Below are 21,749 nucleotides of genomic sequence, written 5' to 3'. Positions count from 1 at the left end.
ACGAATAAGAGAATTAGCTAACGTTTAAGAAATCTAAATGTTTGTTTTGCATTATCAATAGATCTCTTCATTAACTACCCTTCTTTGATATTAAGAGAAGGGTTTATTTTTATCAAATATTGAAAATTTTATACACTCGTCTCTGGTAGCTTTAGTTTAGTGCGGCATTAGCTATTTGATAATTTGTAATTGCTAATTGGTAATTAAAATTTTTTATATGTAGGACTCCGTTTTGATAAGGGACTTCCAAAGAATAAAATAATCAATAATGAAAATAATAATCATTTTATAGATGCGGAATCAGTGCTGCCGACGGCAGCACTGATTCCGCAAATTGTAGTAAATTCAATAATGCATAGTTAAAGTTTTTGGGTGTTAAAATCGCCTATGGAATTAACTGACGAGGTTAAAGATTTACTCAAAGAAACAGCATCTCAATTAAAAGGTGCAGCAAGACGACGTTTCCAGGCACAAACTGTAATTTCTTTAGGGTACGGAGGGCAATTATTAGCTCAAAAAGAATTAGGATGGGATAGAAATACCATCCGCAAAGGGATTAGAGAACTTACCAATGGTATTACTTGTGTAGATAATTATTCTGCAAGGGGACGATATAAGGCAGAATTACACCTCCCCTCCATCATAATGATTATCATTATTGTTTAGATGCGACCTCTTGAGTTTTTTTGATTATTTTATTCTTTGGAAGTCCCAATATAAAGAGCATTTTACTAGCTTAAAATCTAAATTCTGGAAAACTTCTAATTTCCCAGAATTTAGGATATCGAGAAACTGAGTTATGTATTATCTCGGTTTTGAAGATTTAAACAACAACTCAAATTTCTAAAACTTAGCCTCAAATCATTATTTGGTAAAAGTCAAGAAAACACTAATTCATTGAGTATTATTTCTATATATTTTGCAATATCCCGGTTGATATTAAGCCCAATATTGCAATTCCAAATACTAGACGATACCAAACAAAAATCCAATTACTTCTCGTTTTGAGGAAGTTTAACAGCCAAGCAATCGCTAAATAAGAGAAAACTGCTGATGAAAGTAGCCCTGCGATCGAAGGCATTAATACGCTCATATTTCCTAAATCGGCTTCAAGTAAATCTTTAAGTCCGACAATTCCCGGTAGAGTAATAGCAGGAATACCCAATAAAAATGAAAACTTCGCTGCAGTTTCCCTTTCCAAGCCCATAAATAGTCCAGTAGTGATGGTGGAACCCGAGCGAGAAGCTCCCGGAACTATTGCCAAAAGTTGACCAAAGCCCATTAAAATTCCATCTTTAGCGCTCAGTTTATCAAAATTACGCTTTCTCGAACCCAGTTTTTCTGCTAGTCCCATTAATACAGACATAAGAATGGAAGCACATGCAATCATTGTCATGCTACGCACACTATTTTCGTAAAAATCCTCGAGGAAGACTTTGACCAAAAGACCAAAAAAGACAATTGGTAGGGTACCTACGGCAATACCAATAGCAATTTTAAAGTTATTGTCTTGATAATCAGAACGCTTCAAAGCAACGAATGCACCGCCAATCACTTCTGTTAATAATCCCCAGAAATACCATAAAACAGCTCCAATACTGCCCAACTGAATCATGGCACTGAAAGCTACTCCAGGATCTCCCCAACCTAATAGCACCGGAACAGCTTTTAAGTGTGCTGTACTACTAATGGGAATAAATTCAGTTGCACCTTGGACAAACCCTAAAACAATTGCTTGCCAAATATTCATTTGGGTTGTTGTTTCAACAGCAGTTGTTTCAGAACCTAAAACCGGAAGAGAAAAGATAGCAACCGATAAAATTGCAGATAAAGCCGTCAATATAGGAAAAAATATACGTTTTGAGATACCCATCTAATTACTCACTTCAATAAAAGTTGCTCGCGATTGTAAATTTGGATGTCATCGTTTGCTTCCAGGAAATAAGTTTCCAAAGCTTTATAGCAAGGCGATATCGAACTTGCCTCAGAATCAAACCCTGTTCTCGCTCCAGAATACCTGCTTTTACAGTTTTTATTTACTTGTATTTTTACTTTTTATTTATGCTTTCTGAAGTCTTAAAAAATCTCGCGCTAAATATTTCAGTTTGAACTGGTAACAAAGTTTCATTTAAACCTTATTTTTGTTGGCAAACCTAATCTTCCAAATATTTTTAAGAAGTATTTTTTTTGACTAAAATTTGCTTTTTTTTGTGCCTATTTTGGGTTTTTTGTTGAAAAAAAGCGTAGTTGAGGTAACATAAATATGCCCCCAGGGGGGATTTTTGATTGTGATATCTTAAATTACATAAAGTAAAGTTAAGTAACAAATATTAAAAAATTGATTAACAATACACTTTTTTCATCCTCTGGTGCTCGATTTTCTTCTTTTGAAGAAAAATTTTTCAAGGAAAAAATTTGTGAGGAATGTGAAGATAAGGAAGAAATCATGGATAAGGGAATAGTTTCTCCCCTGGTTGTAGGCTTTACAAGTAAATTCAGTTCTAGGGGAATTTGGCTAGTATTTGCTTTTTCAGTATTTTTGGTCTCAGTACCAGTATTTATAGAAGCTCCATTAGTGCGATCGCTACCTTGGATGAGTTTAGCCTTGACGGGATTTTGGGTTTGGTTGGGTAAATTGTTAATGTCGCGTTACAGCACCTATCTATGGGGCGATTTGCTGATAGGGTTTAGCTGGAGTTGGTTAGCTGGTTCGATTTACTGGGGTTGGTTGCGTTGGGAACCTTTATGGCATTTACCCGTAGAATCTGTTGGTTTACCTTTTGCTTTATGGTGCGCGTATCGAAATTGGGGCAAAGTAGGTAATTGGTTTTATTTAGGTTCTTTACTGGGTACTGCACTCACAGATGTATATTTTTATTTGGTAGGTTTGATACCACACTGGCGACAGATAATGCAGGTTGAGCCGGATTTAGTTAGACCAATATTGCAAAGCGCTTTAACACAAGTACAGACACCGTGGGGACAAGGCTGGGCATTTATTTTAGCTACAATATTGTTAATACTTGGAGTAATACCTTTACGGAAACAAGAAAGTCACTACTATGCTTTTAGTGGTGCAGTTTTAAGTACAATTTTAGTAGATGCTTTATTTCTACTAGCCGCCGTTATTGCTTGAAATTTTGACTTAAATATGCATGTCCGAAAAAGACTGTAAATTTAAAATTCTGAGCATAAATTTTGATAATTTTTGACAAAAATAAGTTTAAAGCTAATAGCGGCAAGTATTGTAGATATTAATACGCTGTATATTAGTTGTGAATGAGTGCTGTATGTTCGTCAAACTTGAATCAATGAACAATTATCAGTTACTTCATACCTCATGGCGTATTTTGGGGAATCTTGGCAAATAGTAATTGCTATTGCTTGAGCCGCTCTTAATAAATGAGTTTTGATTTGTGAAATTTTGGTTTTTGTCCGATGGAAAGAGGTAGAAGAATCGTGAAACTATTAGCGCGTGTATTAATTGTTTTTAGTTTGTTGATAGGATGTTTTGGATGGTTGGGATTTGTTCCCCAAGCCCATGCAATCGATCTAAGGAGCACAATGTTTAACCAACCCACACCGACCTTAGGAGTTGGAATAGCTCGTTTGCGTAATCGTGCTGATGCTAAATTACCAGATGTTTATGGTGACAAAATAGATTTAAATAACACTAATGTGCGAGCTTTCCAGCAATATCCGGGGTTCTATCCGACTTTAGCTCGGAAAGTTATTCTGAACGCTCCTTATGAAAATGTAGAAGATGTTTTAGATATTTCTGGATTGAGCAATCGTCAAAAACAATTACTGCAATCTCACTTGGATGATTTTACAGTGACAAAAAGCGAAGCTATCTTTAACGAAGGGGCTGACCGGTTTAATAACGGTATTTACAGATAAATCAATAAGAGACTTAAGGTAAGGCTCTTTCAAAAAAGTGCGAGATATTTATTTGATTAGAAGAAGATAAAACAAGTATTCAAATTTATTTAATTAGAGTTTATTTGATTGAATTTTTTGATCGGACTGTTTTTCTTCTTTCTCGAACGGGCTTACGCACTGAGAGTTTAGATTCCAGTTCTATTTGCGTAAGTCCGACCTTTTTTATTAACATTTCATAACCCAAAACTATTCGGAAGTTTAGAACTAGTAAGTAATAGTTTTTATCCAGTTTGTAGTTCATTATTAATACCACCCTGTATTGTAATCATCCTTGATTGCAAAGGAGTCATAACTGGGTTCTCAGAAGGTTGCATCGATGCAATTAATATATGTATCTGTCCTAAAAAAATCGAACAATATAAACACGTTGCTCTAAAATGCAACTATAAGTATCTTTTCTTTACAAATAATTGACCCAATTTGATACTACTCTCTCTAAAGTATTATTCTTCCTATCTGCTAAGGCTCCTTCCATCGAAAATTTAAGATATACTTTTTCCCAAGCTAGCTGATGTTTTTGATTTTTTGGTTTTAATTTGTTAATATCGGTAATTTATTAACATCAATTTTTTAGCAATTCCAGCATTAAAATATTCCTCAATTTAATAGATAAATGGGACAATCTTGTTAAATACTAAATAGTAAGCCCGATGGAGTAAGGGTAAAGGCGTGTAAATATTAATTTCAAAATCTCCCCTAGCAAATAAACTAATGCCCAAACCCTTTTAAATTATAGTTTTTGTTAATTCAATCTTTTTTAGATTGAACGTCTTTTTTGCCTTTAACTGTTTTAAATTCAACCTTTTGCATACTTTGATTCAGGAAAACATTTCCACTAATTTTGATGTTTTAGTAATTGGCGCAGGCGCGGCTGGACTTTATACAGCACTGTGCATGAATAAAAACCTAAAAATCGGCTTAATTACTAAAGAAACTATTTCCATTTCTGCTAGCGACTGGGCGCAAGGTGGTATTGCTGCTGCGATTTCTACAGATGATTCACCTGCTCTTCACGTTAAAGATACAATCCAGGCAGGGGTTGGATTGTGTGATGTTGATGCTGTAGAATTTTTAGCCCAGAAAGCACCTGAGTGTATTAAATCTCTAGTTAATTTAGGTGTTGCTTTCGACCGAAATGGTAAAAATCTAGCCTTAACCTTAGAAGCCGCTCACTCTCGACATCGAGTACTGCATGCAGCTGATACCACGGGTCGAGAAGTTGTGAATACTTTGACAGCTCAAGTTCTGCGTCGATCCAATATTCAAGTTATTCAAAAAGCATTAGCTTTAAATCTGTGGCTAAAAGCACCAGGGAAACGGGTTCGGGGTATTAGTTTATTCTATCAAGGTCGAATTCAATGGATAAAAGCTGATTCAGTAGTTTTAGCTACTGGAGGTGGCGGTCAGGTATTTGCTCAAACAACTAACCCCGCAGTTAGTACTGGTGATGGTGTCGCAATGGCTTGGCGTGCAGGAGCTGTTCTCAGAGATTTAGAATTTGTTCAATTTCACCCTACGGCTTTAACTAAAACTGGTGCAGATCGTTTCTTAATTAGTGAAGCTGTCCGAGGTGAGGGAGCACATCTGGTTGATGACCAAGGAAAACGTTTTACCTTTGACTATCACGTTAAAGGAGAACTCGCTCCTAGAGATGTAGTAAGTAGAGCTATTTTTAACCATTTACAAAAAACTGCAACAGATCCCGCCACCGCTAATGTTTGGCTGGACATGCGTCCCATACCTAAAGAAAAAATTCGACAGCGTTTCCCCAATATCATCAAAGTTTGTGAACGGTGGGGTATAGATGTTTTTAGTGAGCCTATTCCTGTTGCACCAGCGGCTCATTACTGGATGGGTGGTATTCTCACAGATATGATGAACAAAACCTCGATTGAAGGATTATATGCAGTAGGAGAAACTGCTAGTACCGGAGTACACGGTGCAAATCGTCTGGCTAGTAATTCATTACTAGAATGTATAGTTTTTGGTAGACAAATGGCAAAACTTCAGCCTTATCAAGGTACCAATTCTCCACAAATAAACACTCAAACCATAAATCAAGAAGAAAAAACAGCTTTCTCTAGTAAAGAATATGCTGTTGATAAGGATAAGTGGAAACCACAGGAAGAATATGTGGAATTTATAAGGAAAAATATACCCAAATTAGTTTGGCAAAGCGCAGGTATATGCCGAGAAAAATCTCGTTTAGAAGAAGCGGTTTTAACAGTTAAATCCTGGAAAAAGGATTTTGCTAATTTAGATATAAGCAAATTTTTATCATCTTTGCAGCCCCTACAAAGTGCAACTTTCAAATTACCCGGTGCAGTAGACAAAGGTTTGCAAATATGGGCAGAAACTCAAAATCTACTTGACATAGCGCTATTAATCCTTCAGAGTGCTGCTTTCAGGACTGAAAGCCGAGGAGGACATTATCGTCTTGATTTCCCCCAAACAGACCCAAAATGGGAAGCTCACACATTGGTCAAAGAAGATCGATATTGGAAATCATCACGCTAATGTTATGGATTTCCAGTAACACAAAGATGGAATAATTGAATATCTAAAAGCTTTTATTCATTTCATTTTGAGTATTCAACGGGTTCCACTACCCCTTTCGCTGTCAGGACCACCATAATCTGGTGGCTGGAATTCTTCATCTAGTTCGTTATTTTTTTTGAAATGATGTGAGCTTGTTTTCTTTGTGCCATGACTTGCAATAGCCTTGGGACCATAAAAAGTCACATCTGTGAAGTTTGCTATGACTTGGGAAATTTTGGGGGTTACCAACTGCACTCCAAGCAACAGTACAATTACACTGGCACTTATGAATCTATTTTCCGCAAACATCTTTTGGTTTCCCTTTTTTTTAGGTGTAGAGCAAGCATTCTGTACTTTATTTCCGCCTATGTTCCGGCTTTCGTGGATAAAAGTTAAATCTTTATAAAATCATATCCTAGACTCCGTAAAATTACTCTACTCTTATACGCAACTCTATGGAATGCATATCATTGCCAAAAGTGTTAAAAATACTAATACAATAGCAATAATACTGAAATAAAAGCTAATTAAATCTTGTGTACATGTATTGTTTTTCCCAGAGTGTCAAACCCCACACTCAAGAATCTTTAGATCAGCTTAATGCCTTAAGGAAGGATGTATTGTCTTTTAAGTGACAATTGCCGATAAAAAAAAATATATATATGCTGCCGCGTTCTTAATTAAAACTAATTAATTTTTACATGTTTGCCGTTGTAATTTTTAAATAAATATTTCTTCTTTTTAGAAATCATGTAAGTATATTTACAGTTTCCGTACCTGCAGTATATATGTTGGTACTTTACAGCTAATGTTTTGCATTTTGTTTCTGACAAAAACTTCCCCTGTAAATACACTTAAATAGGATGATATTCCGGAAAAGTACTAAAAAATGATTTGCTTAGTGAAGGTTAATTAACAGTAATTCTTAGGTATGACTAACGTCACGCTATGGCTAAACCTAAACTGCGTTTTGGTCGCAATGACAAATCTATATTCTACAGATACGCGTTTAGCCTGGGGTGTCGGCAGATCCAAAGGTAACGGCTCCGGATCCGCTTTCGTTACGTAAGTCCTGTAATAGTCTAGAATTCCTTTCCTATTTACTTACAGAAAATAATGTTCATAATACGCCTAACAGGATACTAGCGTCAGGTTGTAAGTTCTGCTAACACATTACTCCATTGATTATTCTCGATCAACAGCAATTTTGTTTATCAACCAAATTTCTACTATTTCCGTCCTGCTCTAAGATTACCGACAAAAATTTCTCTTTTTTCCTATACTCCATACGCTTCCCACACTCTCCTCCCCACTCAATAAGATAATTGTCCACCAGGATAGAAATAGTCAGTATTCTGGAACTGTTCATTAACACTCAATTCCCATTCTTCTTTTTCAAGAAATCTATAACAATTTTTACCTAATTCTTTGGCACGATACATCGCCGCATCTGCTTGTTGAATCAAAGTTTGAGAATCTTCGGCACTGAGAGGGTAAATACTAATACCTATGCTGGCAGAAATTTTGATAATATGACCTTCAATAATTATTGATTCATTCATTGCAGCAAGAATTTTCTGAGCCATTGTAGCTGCCATTTCTACGGTTGGTATAGCCCGTAAAATTACGGTAAATTCATCACCGCCCAATCGGGACACTATATCACTACCACGCAAGCAACTAATTAAACGCTGACTAACAGCCGATAGCAAGCTATCGCCTAATTCATGTCCAAATGTATCATTAACTTGTTTGAAGCCATCTAAATCAATGAACAATAATCCCAGCAATAAACTGCTAGTTTTTGCCCAATTCACAGACTCTTGTAATTGTTCTGTAAAAAATTTCCGGTTAGGTAAACCTGTAAGTGGATCGTGGTAAGCCAGATACCGTAAGTCATTTTCTTTAGACTTTAATTCGTTATTGTGGCGAGATAATTCTTCTGCTTTATGCTTAAGTTCTTCTTCTAAGCGCTTGCGTTTTGTAATATCGTGAACTACACCCACTAAAAAAAAATTACCAGCACTGTCTCTGTGTAGCGATCGCTTAGTGGCAAGTAAATGAGTTTTTTGATTGGCACTGGTAAATTTCTCTTCGTGCTCTTGAGGTTGTCGGCTATAAAAAACTAGTTCCTCCTGTTGGCGAAATATATTTGCTTCATCTTCAGGAAGAAACTCATATTCACATTTTTCTAGTAATTCCTCTCTTTGGCGACCAATCAAACGACAAAAGGCTTCATTTAAGACAACCCATTGATATTTACTGTTTTTGACATAAACTGGATCCGGAATTGAGTTAATGACTTGAGCTAAAAATTCTTTAGAACGTTGTAATTCATTTTGAATCTGAGCGATTTGGTATGTAACCACAACAGCAGAACCCAGTAAAGCAAATAAAGATGGTATTAATGGAATCCACCAACCAAAAATAAAACTAATATAGGAGCCAGCAAATAAGATTAGACATAAGCATAGTAATCCAATAAAGCAATGTAGAGAATAGTAAGTCCGATTTTTTATGAAAGCACCGACATAAGCACAGAAAAAAATAAATATGTATTCTGTGAGCTTAAACCAAACTTGTATTTGCGGTCTCCCGGTCATCGCTGATTGAATCAATCCGCTAATCAAATAAGCTTGTAATTCAATTCCAGTTATTCTTTTACCAGCCCTTGTCGAATTTTGTGAATAGGGGATTAAAAATGGTCTACTGATACTAGATGCAGCGTAACCAATTAAAACAATCCGATCTTCTAATAAATCTGCTGGTGCATCAGAGTTAAGCAAATCTTCAAAAGATACTCTATCGAAATTAAAATCACAATATTCTATTTGTACTTCAGATTTTGGACAAGGTGGTTTAGGAAAATTAAATAATATTTGATAACCCCTATCATTCTCCCCTACATAACCACCATCATTAGACTGAAAACGTCGAAATATTGCTCTACCCAACCTTAAAGCATCTTTGTAATTTTTTACTCTTTTGGGGGTAATACCTTCTGATTTGAGGTAGGTCAAAGCTAACTTCAAGGCAAAACTTTGATGTTTTTGGTTATTGATATGCCAATACAACAAAGCTCGCCGGGTTTTACCATCTGCATCTGTGAGAATATTATTAAAACCAATTTTTCCTTTTTGACTTAATTCTTTCGGTGGAAAAACCCGAATATTTTTGTTAGCCGATAACAATTCAGTTCCAATTAAATTTGGAACAGACTTGTAAGCCTGCACCAATTCTTCATTTCTCGGCTTTATAGGTACATCTCTATAGATATCCAAACCAATAGCTCGTGGCTTATAGCGGTTAATTCTGTTGAGTAAATCAGCAATTATTTCATCTTTAATTGGCCAAGATCCAGGTTCTTTGATGGCAGCTTCATCAATTGTGACAATGGTAATACGTGATGAGGGTTTTTCCTCAGGACGCAGTTGGAAAAAATGATCTAAAGCTTTCCATTCTAAGGGTTCAAATATACCGAGAGAACGTAAAAGTAAAATACAAAATGTAACGCTAGAAGCAGCTACTAATTCTCTGTAATCCTTGCTGAGGGAAGGTTTAGATCCAAACACAAACCCCAGGAAACGTTTACCTAGTTGCTTGCTCATTCCCATCAATTATTTACTTACTTTCGTTAAACTATTTCTGGCAATTCTAGATTTTTTAGAGCATAAACCCTCTTTGAAACTAAACTTATCTAAATTTTTGAAAAAAAACTCAAATAAAGTAAAAATCACAATTACCAACAAGGACATAATCCTTATCATTTTCTCAATTGCATGGACAGTATAACTACTTGCATGTATCAATATTTTTCTCACACATTATACTCCATACTGCCTTACATCATAGGAGATGCCATATTCAATGAAAGTAGTTTTAAATACATAAATTATTCATAACCTAAAGCTCATAATATGGAACTTTAGGCTATGGATTTAAGAATTATGCAGACTATACTCGAGGAATAGAACTTAAAAAATATCAAGAAGACTAAAGCTGTAAAACTTCTGATTCAAATAGCTTTAAATCCAAAATAGGCGACTAAGAACTTTACTTCAGTTCGGTTCGGGAATTTTTATCCTCCATTAATCGTTCAGCTTTAGTGATTGAAGTATAACTAAAAGCAACCAGTATATTTTCAAAAAATTAAAACAGTAATATTACAGTGGGGGGGGTAATTGTAAAACATATTTTTTTAATTATTAAGCAACATAGAGTAGAACAAATAAAGTATATTTTCTTAAGTGTATTTACTTAAAAAATATACTTTATTAGATTTACAACCTAAGATATTGTGAATGGGGAGCAGCAGTGAGAATCAGTAAATAATATATGTGAGTATCCAGCGTAAGTAAGTTTCTAGAGTGATGGGGATTCCTACCTGAAGATGTTGTGTCATACAACAAAACTACCAATAAAAGCAAAAGCTGAGCAGAAAAATGCCGTTCAAGCATCTTGCCCAGCTCGCATAAATAAACCACAGATTTATTTGTAGAGATATTAATTACAATTCATTTAATTACAATTAATATTAAACTACTGAAAAGCACTTGGGAAATTTTTAAAATCACGCGGTCCTTTATATCCAGAAAGTTCAGATAATTTTTCTAATGACTGCACATTAGGATAAAGTTTATTATTGATTTGCCAAGTGGGAAAACCTTGAATCCCAACGCTTTGACATAGTTCCGGTTTAGGATTATTTCCTTGGGGAGCACACTCAATAATATCTAAATCTTTAACAGCCTCTTTACCAAATAGCTGCTTTTGTTCGTAGCAATGAGGACACCACCAAGCGGCATATTTTTTCGCACCAATTTCTTTTAGATGACGAGCTAGCTGAATTTCTGCCTCACCTGATGTGCTTGTAACTTCCCAGCCTTTCGGTGGTTTTGGTTGACCAGAAGGGCGCAAGACAACTTTTGGATTACCCCCATCCCCAGCGTTAGCTTGGGAACCAACACCATTGTAAACAGCTAATGTTCCTACCAGGGTAACCATACCAACAATAACGGCTGTGAAGAATATTTGCCCTAAATCCTCCCAACTACGACCAACAATTGTTAGTACCAACATGCTGAGGGAAAATAAAGCTGAGGCTATACAGTAAGGACAAACTGCTTTGATTTGGGTAAACAGCACAAACATTAAATAGCTGCTGAAGACCGTCATTGCGATCGCCCCTATAAGCAAGAAAAACCAGGTTAAGTTCTCCAGTTTTTGTCGCTGTTTTTTACTATCACCGGTTTTAATTACCAAGGGGACCAAAGCAAACACAAACATACTGATGTATGCCAAAAAGCCAAACAAAGCAAGCGGTTGACCAAAAACTGTACCCCAAGCACTTGAAAGAACATCATTACAGCCAGCAGCACCGCCACTTGCTGTTGCTTGGGCGCTACAAGCAGCAGAGCCACCTGTTAACTTCACTATTGTTAAGTAACCAGTAACTAAAGCACCACATCCGGCGATCGCAGCAATTATAGGGCGCGACCATTTATGTATCCAGGGAGTAGAACGACGGCGAATCATAAACTTATTCTTGGAAATTGGGTATTAAGAGTTTGGGAATTGCGGATCGGAAATGAACAACTTCTGTAGATAAATAAGGAATAGGAATAGGAACAAGAGTAAAGTTTTATTGTCAAACAATTTTCAGTTTCCAAAAATAATTATCAAAACAATAATTACCAAAAAAATAATTATCAAACAATTACTAAATACTACTTATTCTCTATTCTCAATTCCTTACTCATCAATCTAAGAATGTACTTTTATTACTGAAACAGACTTTCCTTCACTTTTGGAGTTCCAACTCCGACGTGCAGCTTCCACAAATCGACTTACCCGAATGGGATCGATAGTCTGTTCGCGGCGACCGTGACGTTTAAGCGAACTGGAAACAATTGCGCCATCTGCTACCTGCATCAGTGTAGCAATATTTTCCCAATTTGCCCCACTTCCAATAAATACAGGCGTATCATTTGCCGCTGTTCTTGCCAATTCCAAGTCTTCGAGAGTTGGAGGAACACCTGTTGCCCAACCAGATAAAATTACAGCATCTGCTAAACCTCGCTCTATTGTGTCTTGGACTGCATGACTTAGGTTTACAGAACTTAAAGGTCGGGCATGTTTGACTAAAACATCAGCAAAAATTTTGACATCAGAGCCTAACTCTCTGCGATATTTTAATAACTGATGGGCTTCTCCTTCTATTAATCCTTGATCCGTTGCCATGACTCCAGTCAAAACGTTAACGCGGATAAATTGTGCCTTGACAATTGTGGCAATAGCCATTGCACTCATTCCATCATTACGCAATACGTTTAAACCTATAGGCACCGTTACTAAATTTTGTATACGCTGCACTACCAGAGTCATGGCACTGACAACCGCCGGATCGACCTGATTTTTTGTAAACGGCGCGTCAAAAAAATTTTCCACAATAATTCCATCAACACCACCGGAAGCAAGAGCTGTTGCCTCCTGTGCTGCACGGTCAATCACTGTTTTTAAGTTACCTCCCCAACGGGGCGAGGTTGGCAATGGTAGTAGGTGAACTACACCAATAATCGGGCTTCGGGTTTTAAATAACTGATATAAGTCCACGTTTTTTTCTTCTAGGGACTTAACTGAACATTCAACATTAAACTGCACTTAGTCAAGACTTGCGCATATCCGTGAAATTGGGAAGGTGCACACAGGGGACGAAAGCAATTACTTTGCCAGGTGCCATCTTGCGTTAATCGGGACAATCCCAAATTTAATACACTACGCTCTTAGTCTTAGCTGCATGCACTAACACTAAAGATTAATACTTGTTAGCATTCCCATGAAGTGAACACTATAAGTGTTAAGCAGTGTTAAGCTTTACGGCAACAGAGCTTACATGGCAATTTTTTTAGCTAAGCTTACTTTATTCGGCGCATACAGCAAAGTATCACCGAGTGTAAGTGTAGCAATGGCTAAGTCTTAAGACTTGAGCATTGCCATTAGACTTACCCGTAAAGGGTCTTTCGTCAACAATTAATTTTAAATTGTCTCGCTGACCCTAACAGAATTAATTATGATATTCGCGTTTAATTTTGCTTATATCAGTTTCATGCCTCCCTCCTAGGAGAGAATTTTGCACAAAACATTCCATAAGTTATGTTAAGATATAAGGAGGCTGCTAGAGGAGTTTGCCACTCATAAAGCGCGTAAAAGCTAGAGCGCGTAAAAGCTGCACTGATTGTCTTTTAGGGTATAAGATAGAATTTAGGTTTATATTGAACCGACACGTCTTTACCAGACATGATTTAGTCAGAAAGCAAGTGTGCCGCTATGGAAGCGTAAGTTTACCACGCGATAACCTTGGGATAGCGACTTCTCGGAAAACGCCACGGATAATTGGTTGCGGATTTTTCCTCTTCACCAATGTCATCCAGAGGGCGCTGTCTCTATGGGTAGTTGCGAAATGCGAAAGCTAGGTTAATATTAAAACCCAAAAGCGATTTGCAATCAAATATTAGACTGAATTACCCAAGGGATGTTGATTTCCCCTGGATTGCCAAAAAAATAGTAATAATATCATAGCACGAACTTTATATTTGATAAGGTCTGATAAATTCGTAAGAAGATTGATGACCCCACCAAAAGTTGGTGAAAGGAATTAGAACTCGACCAAATTGCCGATTTATAAAATTAAAACAAATGTTAATTAGGTAATTGGAAGAAAATATTACGAAAAATATTCAATTTATGGGTGACAAGCCAACAGTTGCAATTTCTCACTTAGGCTGCGAGAAGAATCGAATTGATACAGAGCATATGCTAGGACTGCTTGTAGAAGCAGGCTATGGTGTAGACAGCAATGAAGAATTGGCAGACTATGTGATTGTCAATACTTGTAGTTTTATTGAAGCAGCCCGGTCAGAATCTGTTAGAACCCTAGTAGAACTAGCAGAAGATAATAAAAAAATTGTGATCGCCGGTTGTATGGCGCAGCATTTTCAACAGCAATTACTAGAGGAAATACCAGAAGCTGTTGCTGTTGTGGGAACTGGCGATTATCACAAAATAGTAGACGTAATTGAACGAGCACAAGCAGGAGAGCGAGTCAAGGAGGTATCAGCAGAACCGACTTACATTGCAGATGAAACGACCCCGCGTTACCGGACAACAACGGAGGGGGTTGCTTATCTAAGAATTGCCGAAGGCTGTGATTATCGATGTGCGTTTTGTATAATTCCCCATCTACGGGGGAATCAACGATCGCGTACTATTGAATCGATAGTTGCCGAAGCCAAAGAATTAGCTGCTCAGGGAGTAAGGGAAATCATTTTGATTTCTCAAATCACCACAAATTACGGTATAGATATATACGGCAAGCCTAGTTTGGCTGAATTACTTCGTGCTTTGGGAAAAGTCGATGTACCCTGGATTAGGATGCATTATGCCTATCCCACTGGACTAACGAAGGAGGTAATAGCAGCTATAAAAGAAACAGATAATGTATTACCTTACTTAGACTTGCCACTGCAACATTCACATCCAGAGATTCTGCGGGCAATGAATCGTCCCTGGCAAGGAAGAGTAAATGATGCCACAATTGAAGGCATCAAAAATGCGTTACCGGAAGCAGTGCTGCGAACGACATTTATTGTCGGGTTCCCGGGAGAGACCGATCGGCATTTTGAGCACCTAATGGAATTTGTGCGGCGGCATGAGTTCGATCATGTTGGGGTATTTACATTTTCACCGGAGGAAGAAACGCCAGCCTACAGTTTGCCCAACCAATTACCACAAAAGGTAATGGATGAGCGTAGAACAGCATTAATGGAACTTCAGCAACCAATTTCTTGGCAAAAAAATCAACAGGAAATCGGAAAAATCGTTGATGTTTTAATTGAGCAAGAAAATGCGCAAACAGGCGAGCTAATTGGTCGTTCTACTAGATTTGCGCCTGAGGTTGATGGGCTAGTCTATGTTAGAAAATCCGCCAACTTAAAAAGTTCGGGGGGGAGTATAATTTCGGCTGAAAAAGTCAGATTAGGAAGCATTGTACGCGTTGCTATTACTGATGCTGACCCTTATGACCTCTACGGTGACTTTATCAATAGTTAGCAATAATTATCTGTTTACTAGTAAAAATAATTCATACTAAGGAATAGGAGAATTAATGAGTCTTTCGTTTCAAGAATTAGGACTTTCAGAATCACGAATTCAACAGGTAGAAAAGTTGGGCTTCAGCGAACCAACAAATATTCAAGCTCAAGCAATCCCTCACTTACTATCGGGTCGTGATGTCGTCGGTCAATCCCAAACAGGAACTGGTAAAACAGCAGCATTCTCTCTACCGATTCTTGACAGAATAGATACAAGTCAAAAGGTGGTACAAGCTTTGGTGCTTGCACCAACAAGGGAGCTTGCAATCCAGGTTCATAGCGCTGTCTCGGAGTTTATAGGTAACCAAAGATTACGAGCGTTAGCAATCTATGGCGGTCAATCAATTGACCGCCAAATTTTACAGCTAAAGCGGGGCGCTCAGATTGTTGTTGGTACGCCGGGGCGAGTAATAGACTTACTCGAACGGGGTAGCTTGAAGTTAGACCACGTGAAGTGGTTTGTTTTGGACGAAGCTGATGAAATGTTGAGCATGGGCTTTATCAGCGACGTAGAGAAAATTCTTTCTCAAGCTCCCCAAGAACGCCAAACAGCTTTGTTTTCGGCGACTATGCCCCCATCGATTCGTCAATTAATCAATAAGTTTTTGCGTTCGCCGGTGACAGTTACTGTCGAGCAACCAAAAGCTACTCCTACCAAAATTAATCAGCTTGCATACTTGGTACCCCGTCACTGGAGTAAAGCTAAGGCTTTAAGACCAATTCTGGAAATGGAAGATCCAGAAACAGCATTGATTTTTGTTCGTACTAGGCGTACTGCAGCAGAACTAACCAACCACCTACAAGCTGCCGGTCATAGTGTAGATGAATATCACGGCGACCTATCTCAGCAAGCTCGGGAGCGACTACTCAAACGTTTCCGCAATCGCCAGGTTCGTTGGGTTGTTGCAACCGATATTGCTGCTCGCGGTTTGGATGTGGATCAGCTATCTCACGTAATTAACTTCGATCTACCGGATAGCGTTGAAACCTACGTCCACCGTATCGGTCGGACTGGTAGAGCCGGGAAAGAAGGTACAGCAATCTCCTTGGTTCAACCTTTTGAACGACGCAAACAGCAATTATTTGAACGCCACGTCCGTCAAAACTGGCAAGTTTTACCAATTCCTACTCGGGCGCAAATAGAAGCAAAGCAGTTACAGAAACTACAGTCTCAGGTCAAAGAAGCCTTAGCTGGCGAACGCTTAGCATCATTTCTACCAATTGTCCGCGAACTAAGTGAAGAATATGATGCTCAGGCGATAGCTGCTGCTGCTTTACAAATCGCTTACGATCAAACTTGTCCCGCTTGGCTCCATGCAGAAGCTGACATGATCGATGAAGATATGCGTCGCAATTCTAAACCCAAACTTCGCTCTTCATCACGACGGGATGGCGATCGCGGTCGACGTTCTTACCGTGGACGCTCGGATTCAAATTCTTTTGACAAACGTCCGATCCCAAAACCAAAAAAAGTTATAAATAATGAAACCCCAGTATCTGAAAAACAAATAGGTTCTGCTGGCGGTGGTTCGCGTCAGTCAGGTTCATAACATTAAAGTAAATCTGGTTATGAGTTTCAAGTTTTAATTTATAACTTTCTGCTCATCTTTAAATAGATGGGGCAAGATAAAAAAGAATGAGTTCTGAGTTTTGAGTTCTAAGTTTTAATTTTTGCCTCATAAAAGGTATTTCAAATACCAATAAATTTTGAACTCACAACTCACGACTCACAACTGACAATTCACAACTGACAATTCACAAATCACAACTGACAGTTCGCTACTCACAAATCACAAATAATGGTAATGGGAAGAAAACACACTTTGTTTTCCTAACGCACCTGATAACTAATAGTTCGCAACTCACACTGATCGCCCTGTTCAGCATCACAGTTCTGCTCTAATCTTGTCAAGAAATAAACTAAGTCTTTATTTGGGTACAGATTATTGTACTTAACACAGCTTCACAGAAATCAATAGCGATCATAGAATGTGAAAAATTAGTTTTACAAATAGTTGAGCCCATTGATTTTAAAAGCCATTACTTGTAGACATTGTTTGCACCTCACTCACCTATAAAGAAAGAACATAGTAGTAACATTTGGCTCAAAGTTTAAATGACTACTTATAGCCAAGGACGACTTATCTGTTCTAATTGTGAAACTTCATCCTCATTTAAACTCCAACCTAAAGCACCAGCATTTTGTTTTACTTGCGTTGCTGTTTTTGCTCCCGCTATGGGAATTATATTACCCTGGGAAATTAACCAATTGAGAGCTACTTGTGCTGGAGTTCGCTCATACTTTGCCCCAATACTACGCAGTAGAGATATTACTGGTTCTATTTTGAGTAAACCATCTCGATTAAATCGTGGATCTATTTTTCTGGCTCCCTCAGGAGTTGTATTCTTGTCAGAAGAATATTTACCCGTTAATAGACCTTGTGCCAAGGGACTATAAGCTAATATTGTGACGTTTAATTCTTTGGCTGTATTCAGAATTCCACTACTTTCAATTTGACGAGAAAGCAAAGAATAGCGTACTTGATTTACTGCTAAAGGTACTCCATGGGCTGCCAACAAATCATGTGCTTCACGCATTTGCGCTGCGGAATAATTACTAACTCCCACAGCTTTAATTCTTCCCTGCTTTACTTCTTGGGCTAAAGCATCCATGAGAGTTTTCTGACTCATAAAAAAAGCAAAAGGCCAATGTACCTGATAAAGGCTTATATTTTCTACCTTGAGTCTTTTTAGGCTATTACTCAGAGCATCAGCAACAGATTGACCTGTAAATCTCCACGGTAGTGGTCCAAATTTTGTTGCTATTTGAACATCTTTTTCTGCAGACTGCATGAATTTACCTAAGAGTTCTTCAGAAAGTCCGAGCCCGTAAACTTCAGCAGTATCAAAAAAAGTAATTCCCGCATCTAAAGCAGCATTAAAAGCGGCTTCTACCTCCTTCGCTCCATAATTGCTGCCATAATTCCAAAATAGTTTATCGCCCCAAGCCCAAGTACCAATGCATAAAGGCTTTACTTCTAGAGTGTTTTGGATAGATAAATTTGTTTCCACGACGACCAAATTTGAACAAGTTACATTTCTTTACTTTTAACAGGTATAGCACTACGAAGTTACCTTAGGACATGTATTAACCCTAAAAGCCATACGTATTAGGCTTTTTGTCGCCCTACGGGCGCGGTCTGTTTTTACTTTTTACTTTTTACTTGCGCGTAGCGCTATATTGTTACCCATTTGCTATTTCTTGCTTGTAGTGATGGAGATTACTAACTGATGATTGTAACTAGCAGTTAACAGAATTTGATACTAAACTATAGCAATCATATTTGATTTGTGAACAGATAAATCTCGTAGAGACGCGACATGTCGCGTCTCTACAATATTAATTCTCATAAATGATTTACGCCTTATGTGAATTAGAAGCTGCAATCACGTAAATTCGTGGGAATAATCACAAACGTGATTTAAGCGGGTTTTTGAAACCCTTGATATTACAAGGCTGAATTTAATTCACATTAGCCGTGATTTATGATTCCTATAGTATTGAGAAAATTAATTGTTCCTACAATTAATTCTCAGAACAATTAATTTGCTTGGGAAAGCGAATGCAGAATATAGTTCGTTGATTTCCACTTTCAACATCAATTGAAGCTTCTAAAATTTGGGCGAGTTTCTTCACTAATGTGAGTCCCAAACCAGTACCGCCATACTGCCAAGGGTCATTATTGGGAATGCGATAAAATTGATTAAAAATTAATTCTTGCTCTTCTGGAGGTATTTCCACACCAGTATTAATAATACAAAGGGAAATTTCTTGTGGATCAGCTGTACTTTGAATCGTAATCTTCCCATCCGCAGGAGTATATTTGCAAGCGTTGTTAAGTAATTCACGAATAATCCGCTCCAAAATTAGGGGATCGACTAAAATCTCCAATTTCTCCTTTGATAAATCGAGAATTAACTCTTGCTGTTGATTTTGAGTGCGTCGAAAAAATAGCTGGGTAAGCTCGGGAATCCAAAGATGGAGATCAACTAATTCTGGTGCGATCGTTTTAGCTTTTGCATCTACATAACAAAGAGTTAAAAGGTCATCTAATAATTGCTTTTGTCGTTGACATGACTCGTGAAATATTTTGAGAACTCGCTTAAAAGTGGGAGAATTTTTCGGATCTGCTTTGTTAGCCAAAAGACTTTCCATAGTTTGTGCAGCAAGTTGAATGCTGCTCATAGGCGCTCTTAATTCATGGGAAATAGTTTTCAGGAAATCATCTTTTAGTTGATTGAGCTTGGCTAATTCTTGAATCTGTTGGTTTGAAGCTGCATACAAGCGAGCTTGACGGATGGCGATCGCACATTGGGAAGCCATCTGTTGCATAAGTTTAATTTCTAATTCGGTAAATATTTCTCCTGGAGGTCTGAGTCCCCAAAGATTACCAATTATGCCGCGATCTTCAAAGATAGGACAAGCTAAGCGGGTCACTTGAATCCCTTGGGGATTGAATTGGGGAATTTTTTCTACAAGTTGAATTGGTATTTTTTGTAGTAGTTGTCGGTAGAGTTCGGGAAAATCAGCGACTTTTCTGCTTTCTCCTTGGCACTGAGGTAAAGTAATACTGTGTTCGTAGGCAATTGTAGCTGTGATTTGCTCGGAATCATAAAGCTCAATTTGACAGCTACTGAGGTGAAGAAATTCCCCTAACTCTTGAGTCGCAGTTCGTAAAATATAGCTCTCATCAAGGCTATCGCGAATTTTATTGGTAATACGTCGTACTAAAGCTTCAAAATTTAAAGCCCGTTGCAGTTCTTGATTCTGTGCTGCTAAAGTGCGGCGCATTTTTTGTAAAGTAATATGGGTTTGGATCCGGGCTAAGACTTCTTCTTGCTCAATAGGTTTGGTAATATAATCAACTCCTCCCAATTTAAACCCCTGAACTTTATTGACAGTTTCGGAAAGAGCAGTTAGAAAAATAACGGGAATATCTCTAGTCGATGACTGAGCTTTTAGCTGACGACAGGTTTCAAACCCATCGATTTCCGGCATCAAAACATCTAATAAAATTAAGTCCGGGGCTTGAGATTGAGCAATCTGTAACGCACTTTCTCCATCTTCAGCCAACAATACCTTAAATCCTTGTTCCTCAAGATAAGAAAATAGTACCTGTAGGTTATTAGGAGTATCATCTACAAGTAAAATTACTTCTGAATCAGTTGCTTGATGACTTTTTGCTACGGTTAATTTACCAGTTTGGGGTTTGGGGATAAAATCATCAGAGAATGAAGAAAAATGTTTTGCTTCCCGACTAAGACTAAAATTTTGTTGTTTGTAATCCCTCGAACCTTCTTCTGGCTCAGTTCCCATCAATTTAGCATTTGCGACGGAAGTTGGCATAAATAATGGCTTTTGATATGTCAGCATAAGCAGCAGCTACCATGGCAGGAGGACTGAAGATGGTTATAATAAATTTACTTTCTGTAAGATATTTTAATATTTAATTCTAGTCTTAAGAAGAGTTCTGTTTACTGTTGCTGGTAGCAATAGATAATTCTACTCAATTCATCATAGACAATTTGAGATTTGAGTTTGTTCTTGGTGTCTGGAAAACGTCTTCGATTCTACAACGTTTTCGATACAAGTCTAATATCAAATCTATACTGAAGCTGTTGATTCAATTACTTTAGTTGAATCACAGCACATCACAGTTTTTGCTAACACATTTTTATTCGCACATAGAAATAAATTTGTATACTTTAATCTACCTAAGGAGATATTGACTAAAGTTGCAAGTAAATTATCTGTGAGATATTAATTCATTATTAACAATAAGAAAATCTTATTGAATCTATTTTAAACTGTTTCTAGTTTTGCCCGAGATAGCGATCCACCCTCAACAAAAAACCAATTATCAGACTTATTTATTTTTTGCATTTATTAGGGGGGAAAGTGGCGAAGCTGTCACGAACCGCCATGTGATGGCTGAAATCCTTACTGTCATTGGAACCATAATATTGCCGTTTTAGCAGGCTTATGCTTCCAATTGACTTTGGCAACGTTATGCTTCTAATGTCTCTAATGCTTGTAGGCTATACCTTTGATTACAAAAC

12 protein-coding genes and 1 pseudogene are annotated in these 21,749 nt (G+C 37.6%); 6 read left to right on the top strand and 7 right to left on the bottom strand.

Annotated elements, in window-relative coordinates; genetic code table 11:
* Positions 1–387: 387 nt before the first annotated feature.
* Positions 388–645 (top strand): annotated as a pseudogene (locus tag QNJ50_RS20490) (ISAzo13 family transposase); the annotation flags it as partial.
* A gap of 265 nt (positions 646–910) precedes the next feature.
* Here the strand turns inward: QNJ50_RS20490 and QNJ50_RS20485 are convergent.
* Positions 911–1,873 carry an undecaprenyl-diphosphate phosphatase gene (locus QNJ50_RS20485; RefSeq protein ID WP_300638688.1) on the bottom strand — a complete coding sequence of 321 codons (963 nt, stop codon included), beginning with the start codon at positions 1,871–1,873 and terminating at the stop codon, positions 911–913.
* Between the two features lie 573 nt (positions 1,874–2,446).
* Here QNJ50_RS20485 and QNJ50_RS20480 point away from each other — a divergent pair.
* From QNJ50_RS20480 to nadB, 3 genes are all read left to right on the top strand, one after another.
* The gene (locus QNJ50_RS20480; RefSeq protein WP_300638702.1) at positions 2,447–3,136 is read left to right on the top strand and encodes a DUF3120 domain-containing protein; all 690 of its coding nucleotides are present in this window, start codon (positions 2,447–2,449) and stop codon (positions 3,134–3,136) included.
* Positions 3,137–3,459: 323 nt separating this feature from the next.
* A complete protein-coding gene (gene psbU, locus QNJ50_RS20475; protein ID WP_300638686.1) occupies positions 3,460–3,900 on the top strand; it encodes a photosystem II complex extrinsic protein PsbU in 441 nt (146 codons plus the stop codon).
* An 855-nt stretch (positions 3,901–4,755) separates the two neighbouring features.
* A complete protein-coding gene (gene nadB / locus QNJ50_RS20470) occupies positions 4,756–6,459 on the top strand; it encodes an L-aspartate oxidase (protein WP_300638700.1) in 1,704 nt (567 codons plus the stop codon).
* A gap of 75 nt (positions 6,460–6,534) precedes the next feature.
* On the opposite strand, the gene QNJ50_RS20465 is transcribed toward nadB, so the two are convergent.
* From QNJ50_RS20465 to btpA, 4 genes are all read right to left on the bottom strand, one after another.
* Entirely contained in the window at positions 6,535–6,789 is a 255-nt protein-coding gene (locus tag QNJ50_RS20465; protein WP_300638684.1) for a hypothetical protein, read from the bottom strand.
* 1,004 nt (positions 6,790–7,793) lie between these two features.
* Complete coding sequence (locus tag QNJ50_RS20460) at positions 7,794–10,088, bottom strand: CHASE2 domain-containing protein (protein WP_300638682.1); 2,295 nt, start codon at positions 10,086–10,088, stop codon at positions 7,794–7,796.
* Positions 10,089–11,019: 931 nt separating this feature from the next.
* A complete protein-coding gene (locus QNJ50_RS20455) occupies positions 11,020–12,015 on the bottom strand; it encodes a vitamin K epoxide reductase family protein (RefSeq protein WP_300638680.1) in 996 nt (331 codons plus the stop codon).
* Between the two features lie 228 nt (positions 12,016–12,243).
* Positions 12,244–13,092 (bottom strand): photosystem I biogenesis protein BtpA, encoded by an 849-nt coding sequence (gene btpA, locus QNJ50_RS20450; protein ID WP_300638678.1) that lies wholly within the window; start codon positions 13,090–13,092, stop codon positions 12,244–12,246.
* Positions 13,093–14,223: 1,131 nt separating this feature from the next.
* On the opposite strand from btpA, the gene rimO reads away from it, so the two are divergent.
* Together rimO and QNJ50_RS20440 are read left to right on the top strand one after the other, a co-directional pair.
* Positions 14,224–15,588, top strand: a complete 1,365-nt coding sequence (gene rimO / locus QNJ50_RS20445; RefSeq protein ID WP_300638676.1) for a 30S ribosomal protein S12 methylthiotransferase RimO — start codon at positions 14,224–14,226, stop codon at positions 15,586–15,588.
* A 55-nt stretch (positions 15,589–15,643) separates the two neighbouring features.
* Positions 15,644–17,179: a DEAD/DEAH box helicase gene (locus tag QNJ50_RS20440; RefSeq protein WP_300638674.1), complete on the top strand. Its 1,536-nt coding sequence runs from the start codon at positions 15,644–15,646 to the stop codon at positions 17,177–17,179.
* A 574-nt stretch (positions 17,180–17,753) separates the two neighbouring features.
* Here QNJ50_RS20440 and QNJ50_RS20435 read toward each other — a convergent pair.
* Complete coding sequence (locus QNJ50_RS20435; RefSeq protein WP_300638672.1) at positions 17,754–18,701, bottom strand: aldo/keto reductase; 948 nt, start codon at positions 18,699–18,701, stop codon at positions 17,754–17,756.
* Between the two features lie 514 nt (positions 18,702–19,215).
* Entirely contained in the window at positions 19,216–21,036 is a 1,821-nt protein-coding gene (locus tag QNJ50_RS20430; RefSeq protein ID WP_300638670.1) for a response regulator, read from the bottom strand.
* Positions 21,037–21,749 lie beyond the last annotated feature (713 nt).

The organism is Mastigocoleus sp. MO_188.B34, from assembly GCF_030065675.1.
GTDB lineage: Bacteria > Cyanobacteriota > Cyanobacteriia > Cyanobacteriales > Nostocaceae > Mastigocoleus.
This window is presented reverse-complemented; position numbering and strand designations above follow the sequence as displayed.

Excerpts from the sequence above, each read along its gene's own strand:
- QNJ50_RS20485 (WP_300638688.1), bottom strand. The coding sequence starts at position 1,873 with ATGGGTATCTCAAAACGTATATTTTTTCCTATATTGACGGCTTTATCT.
- QNJ50_RS20480 (WP_300638702.1), top strand. The coding sequence starts at position 2,447 with ATGGATAAGGGAATAGTTTCTCCCCTGGTTGTAGGCTTTACAAGTAAA.
- QNJ50_RS20465 (WP_300638684.1), bottom strand. The coding sequence starts at position 6,789 with ATGTTTGCGGAAAATAGATTCATAAGTGCCAGTGTAATTGTACTGTTG.
- QNJ50_RS20460 (WP_300638682.1), bottom strand. The coding sequence starts at position 10,088 with ATGAGCAAGCAACTAGGTAAACGTTTCCTGGGGTTTGTGTTTGGATCT.
- QNJ50_RS20455 (WP_300638680.1), bottom strand. The coding sequence starts at position 12,015 with ATGATTCGCCGTCGTTCTACTCCCTGGATACATAAATGGTCGCGCCCT.
- rimO (WP_300638676.1), top strand. The coding sequence starts at position 14,224 with ATGGGTGACAAGCCAACAGTTGCAATTTCTCACTTAGGCTGCGAGAAG.
- QNJ50_RS20440 (WP_300638674.1), top strand. The coding sequence starts at position 15,644 with ATGAGTCTTTCGTTTCAAGAATTAGGACTTTCAGAATCACGAATTCAA.
- QNJ50_RS20430 (WP_300638670.1), bottom strand. The coding sequence starts at position 21,036 with ATGCCAACTTCCGTCGCAAATGCTAAATTGATGGGAACTGAGCCAGAA.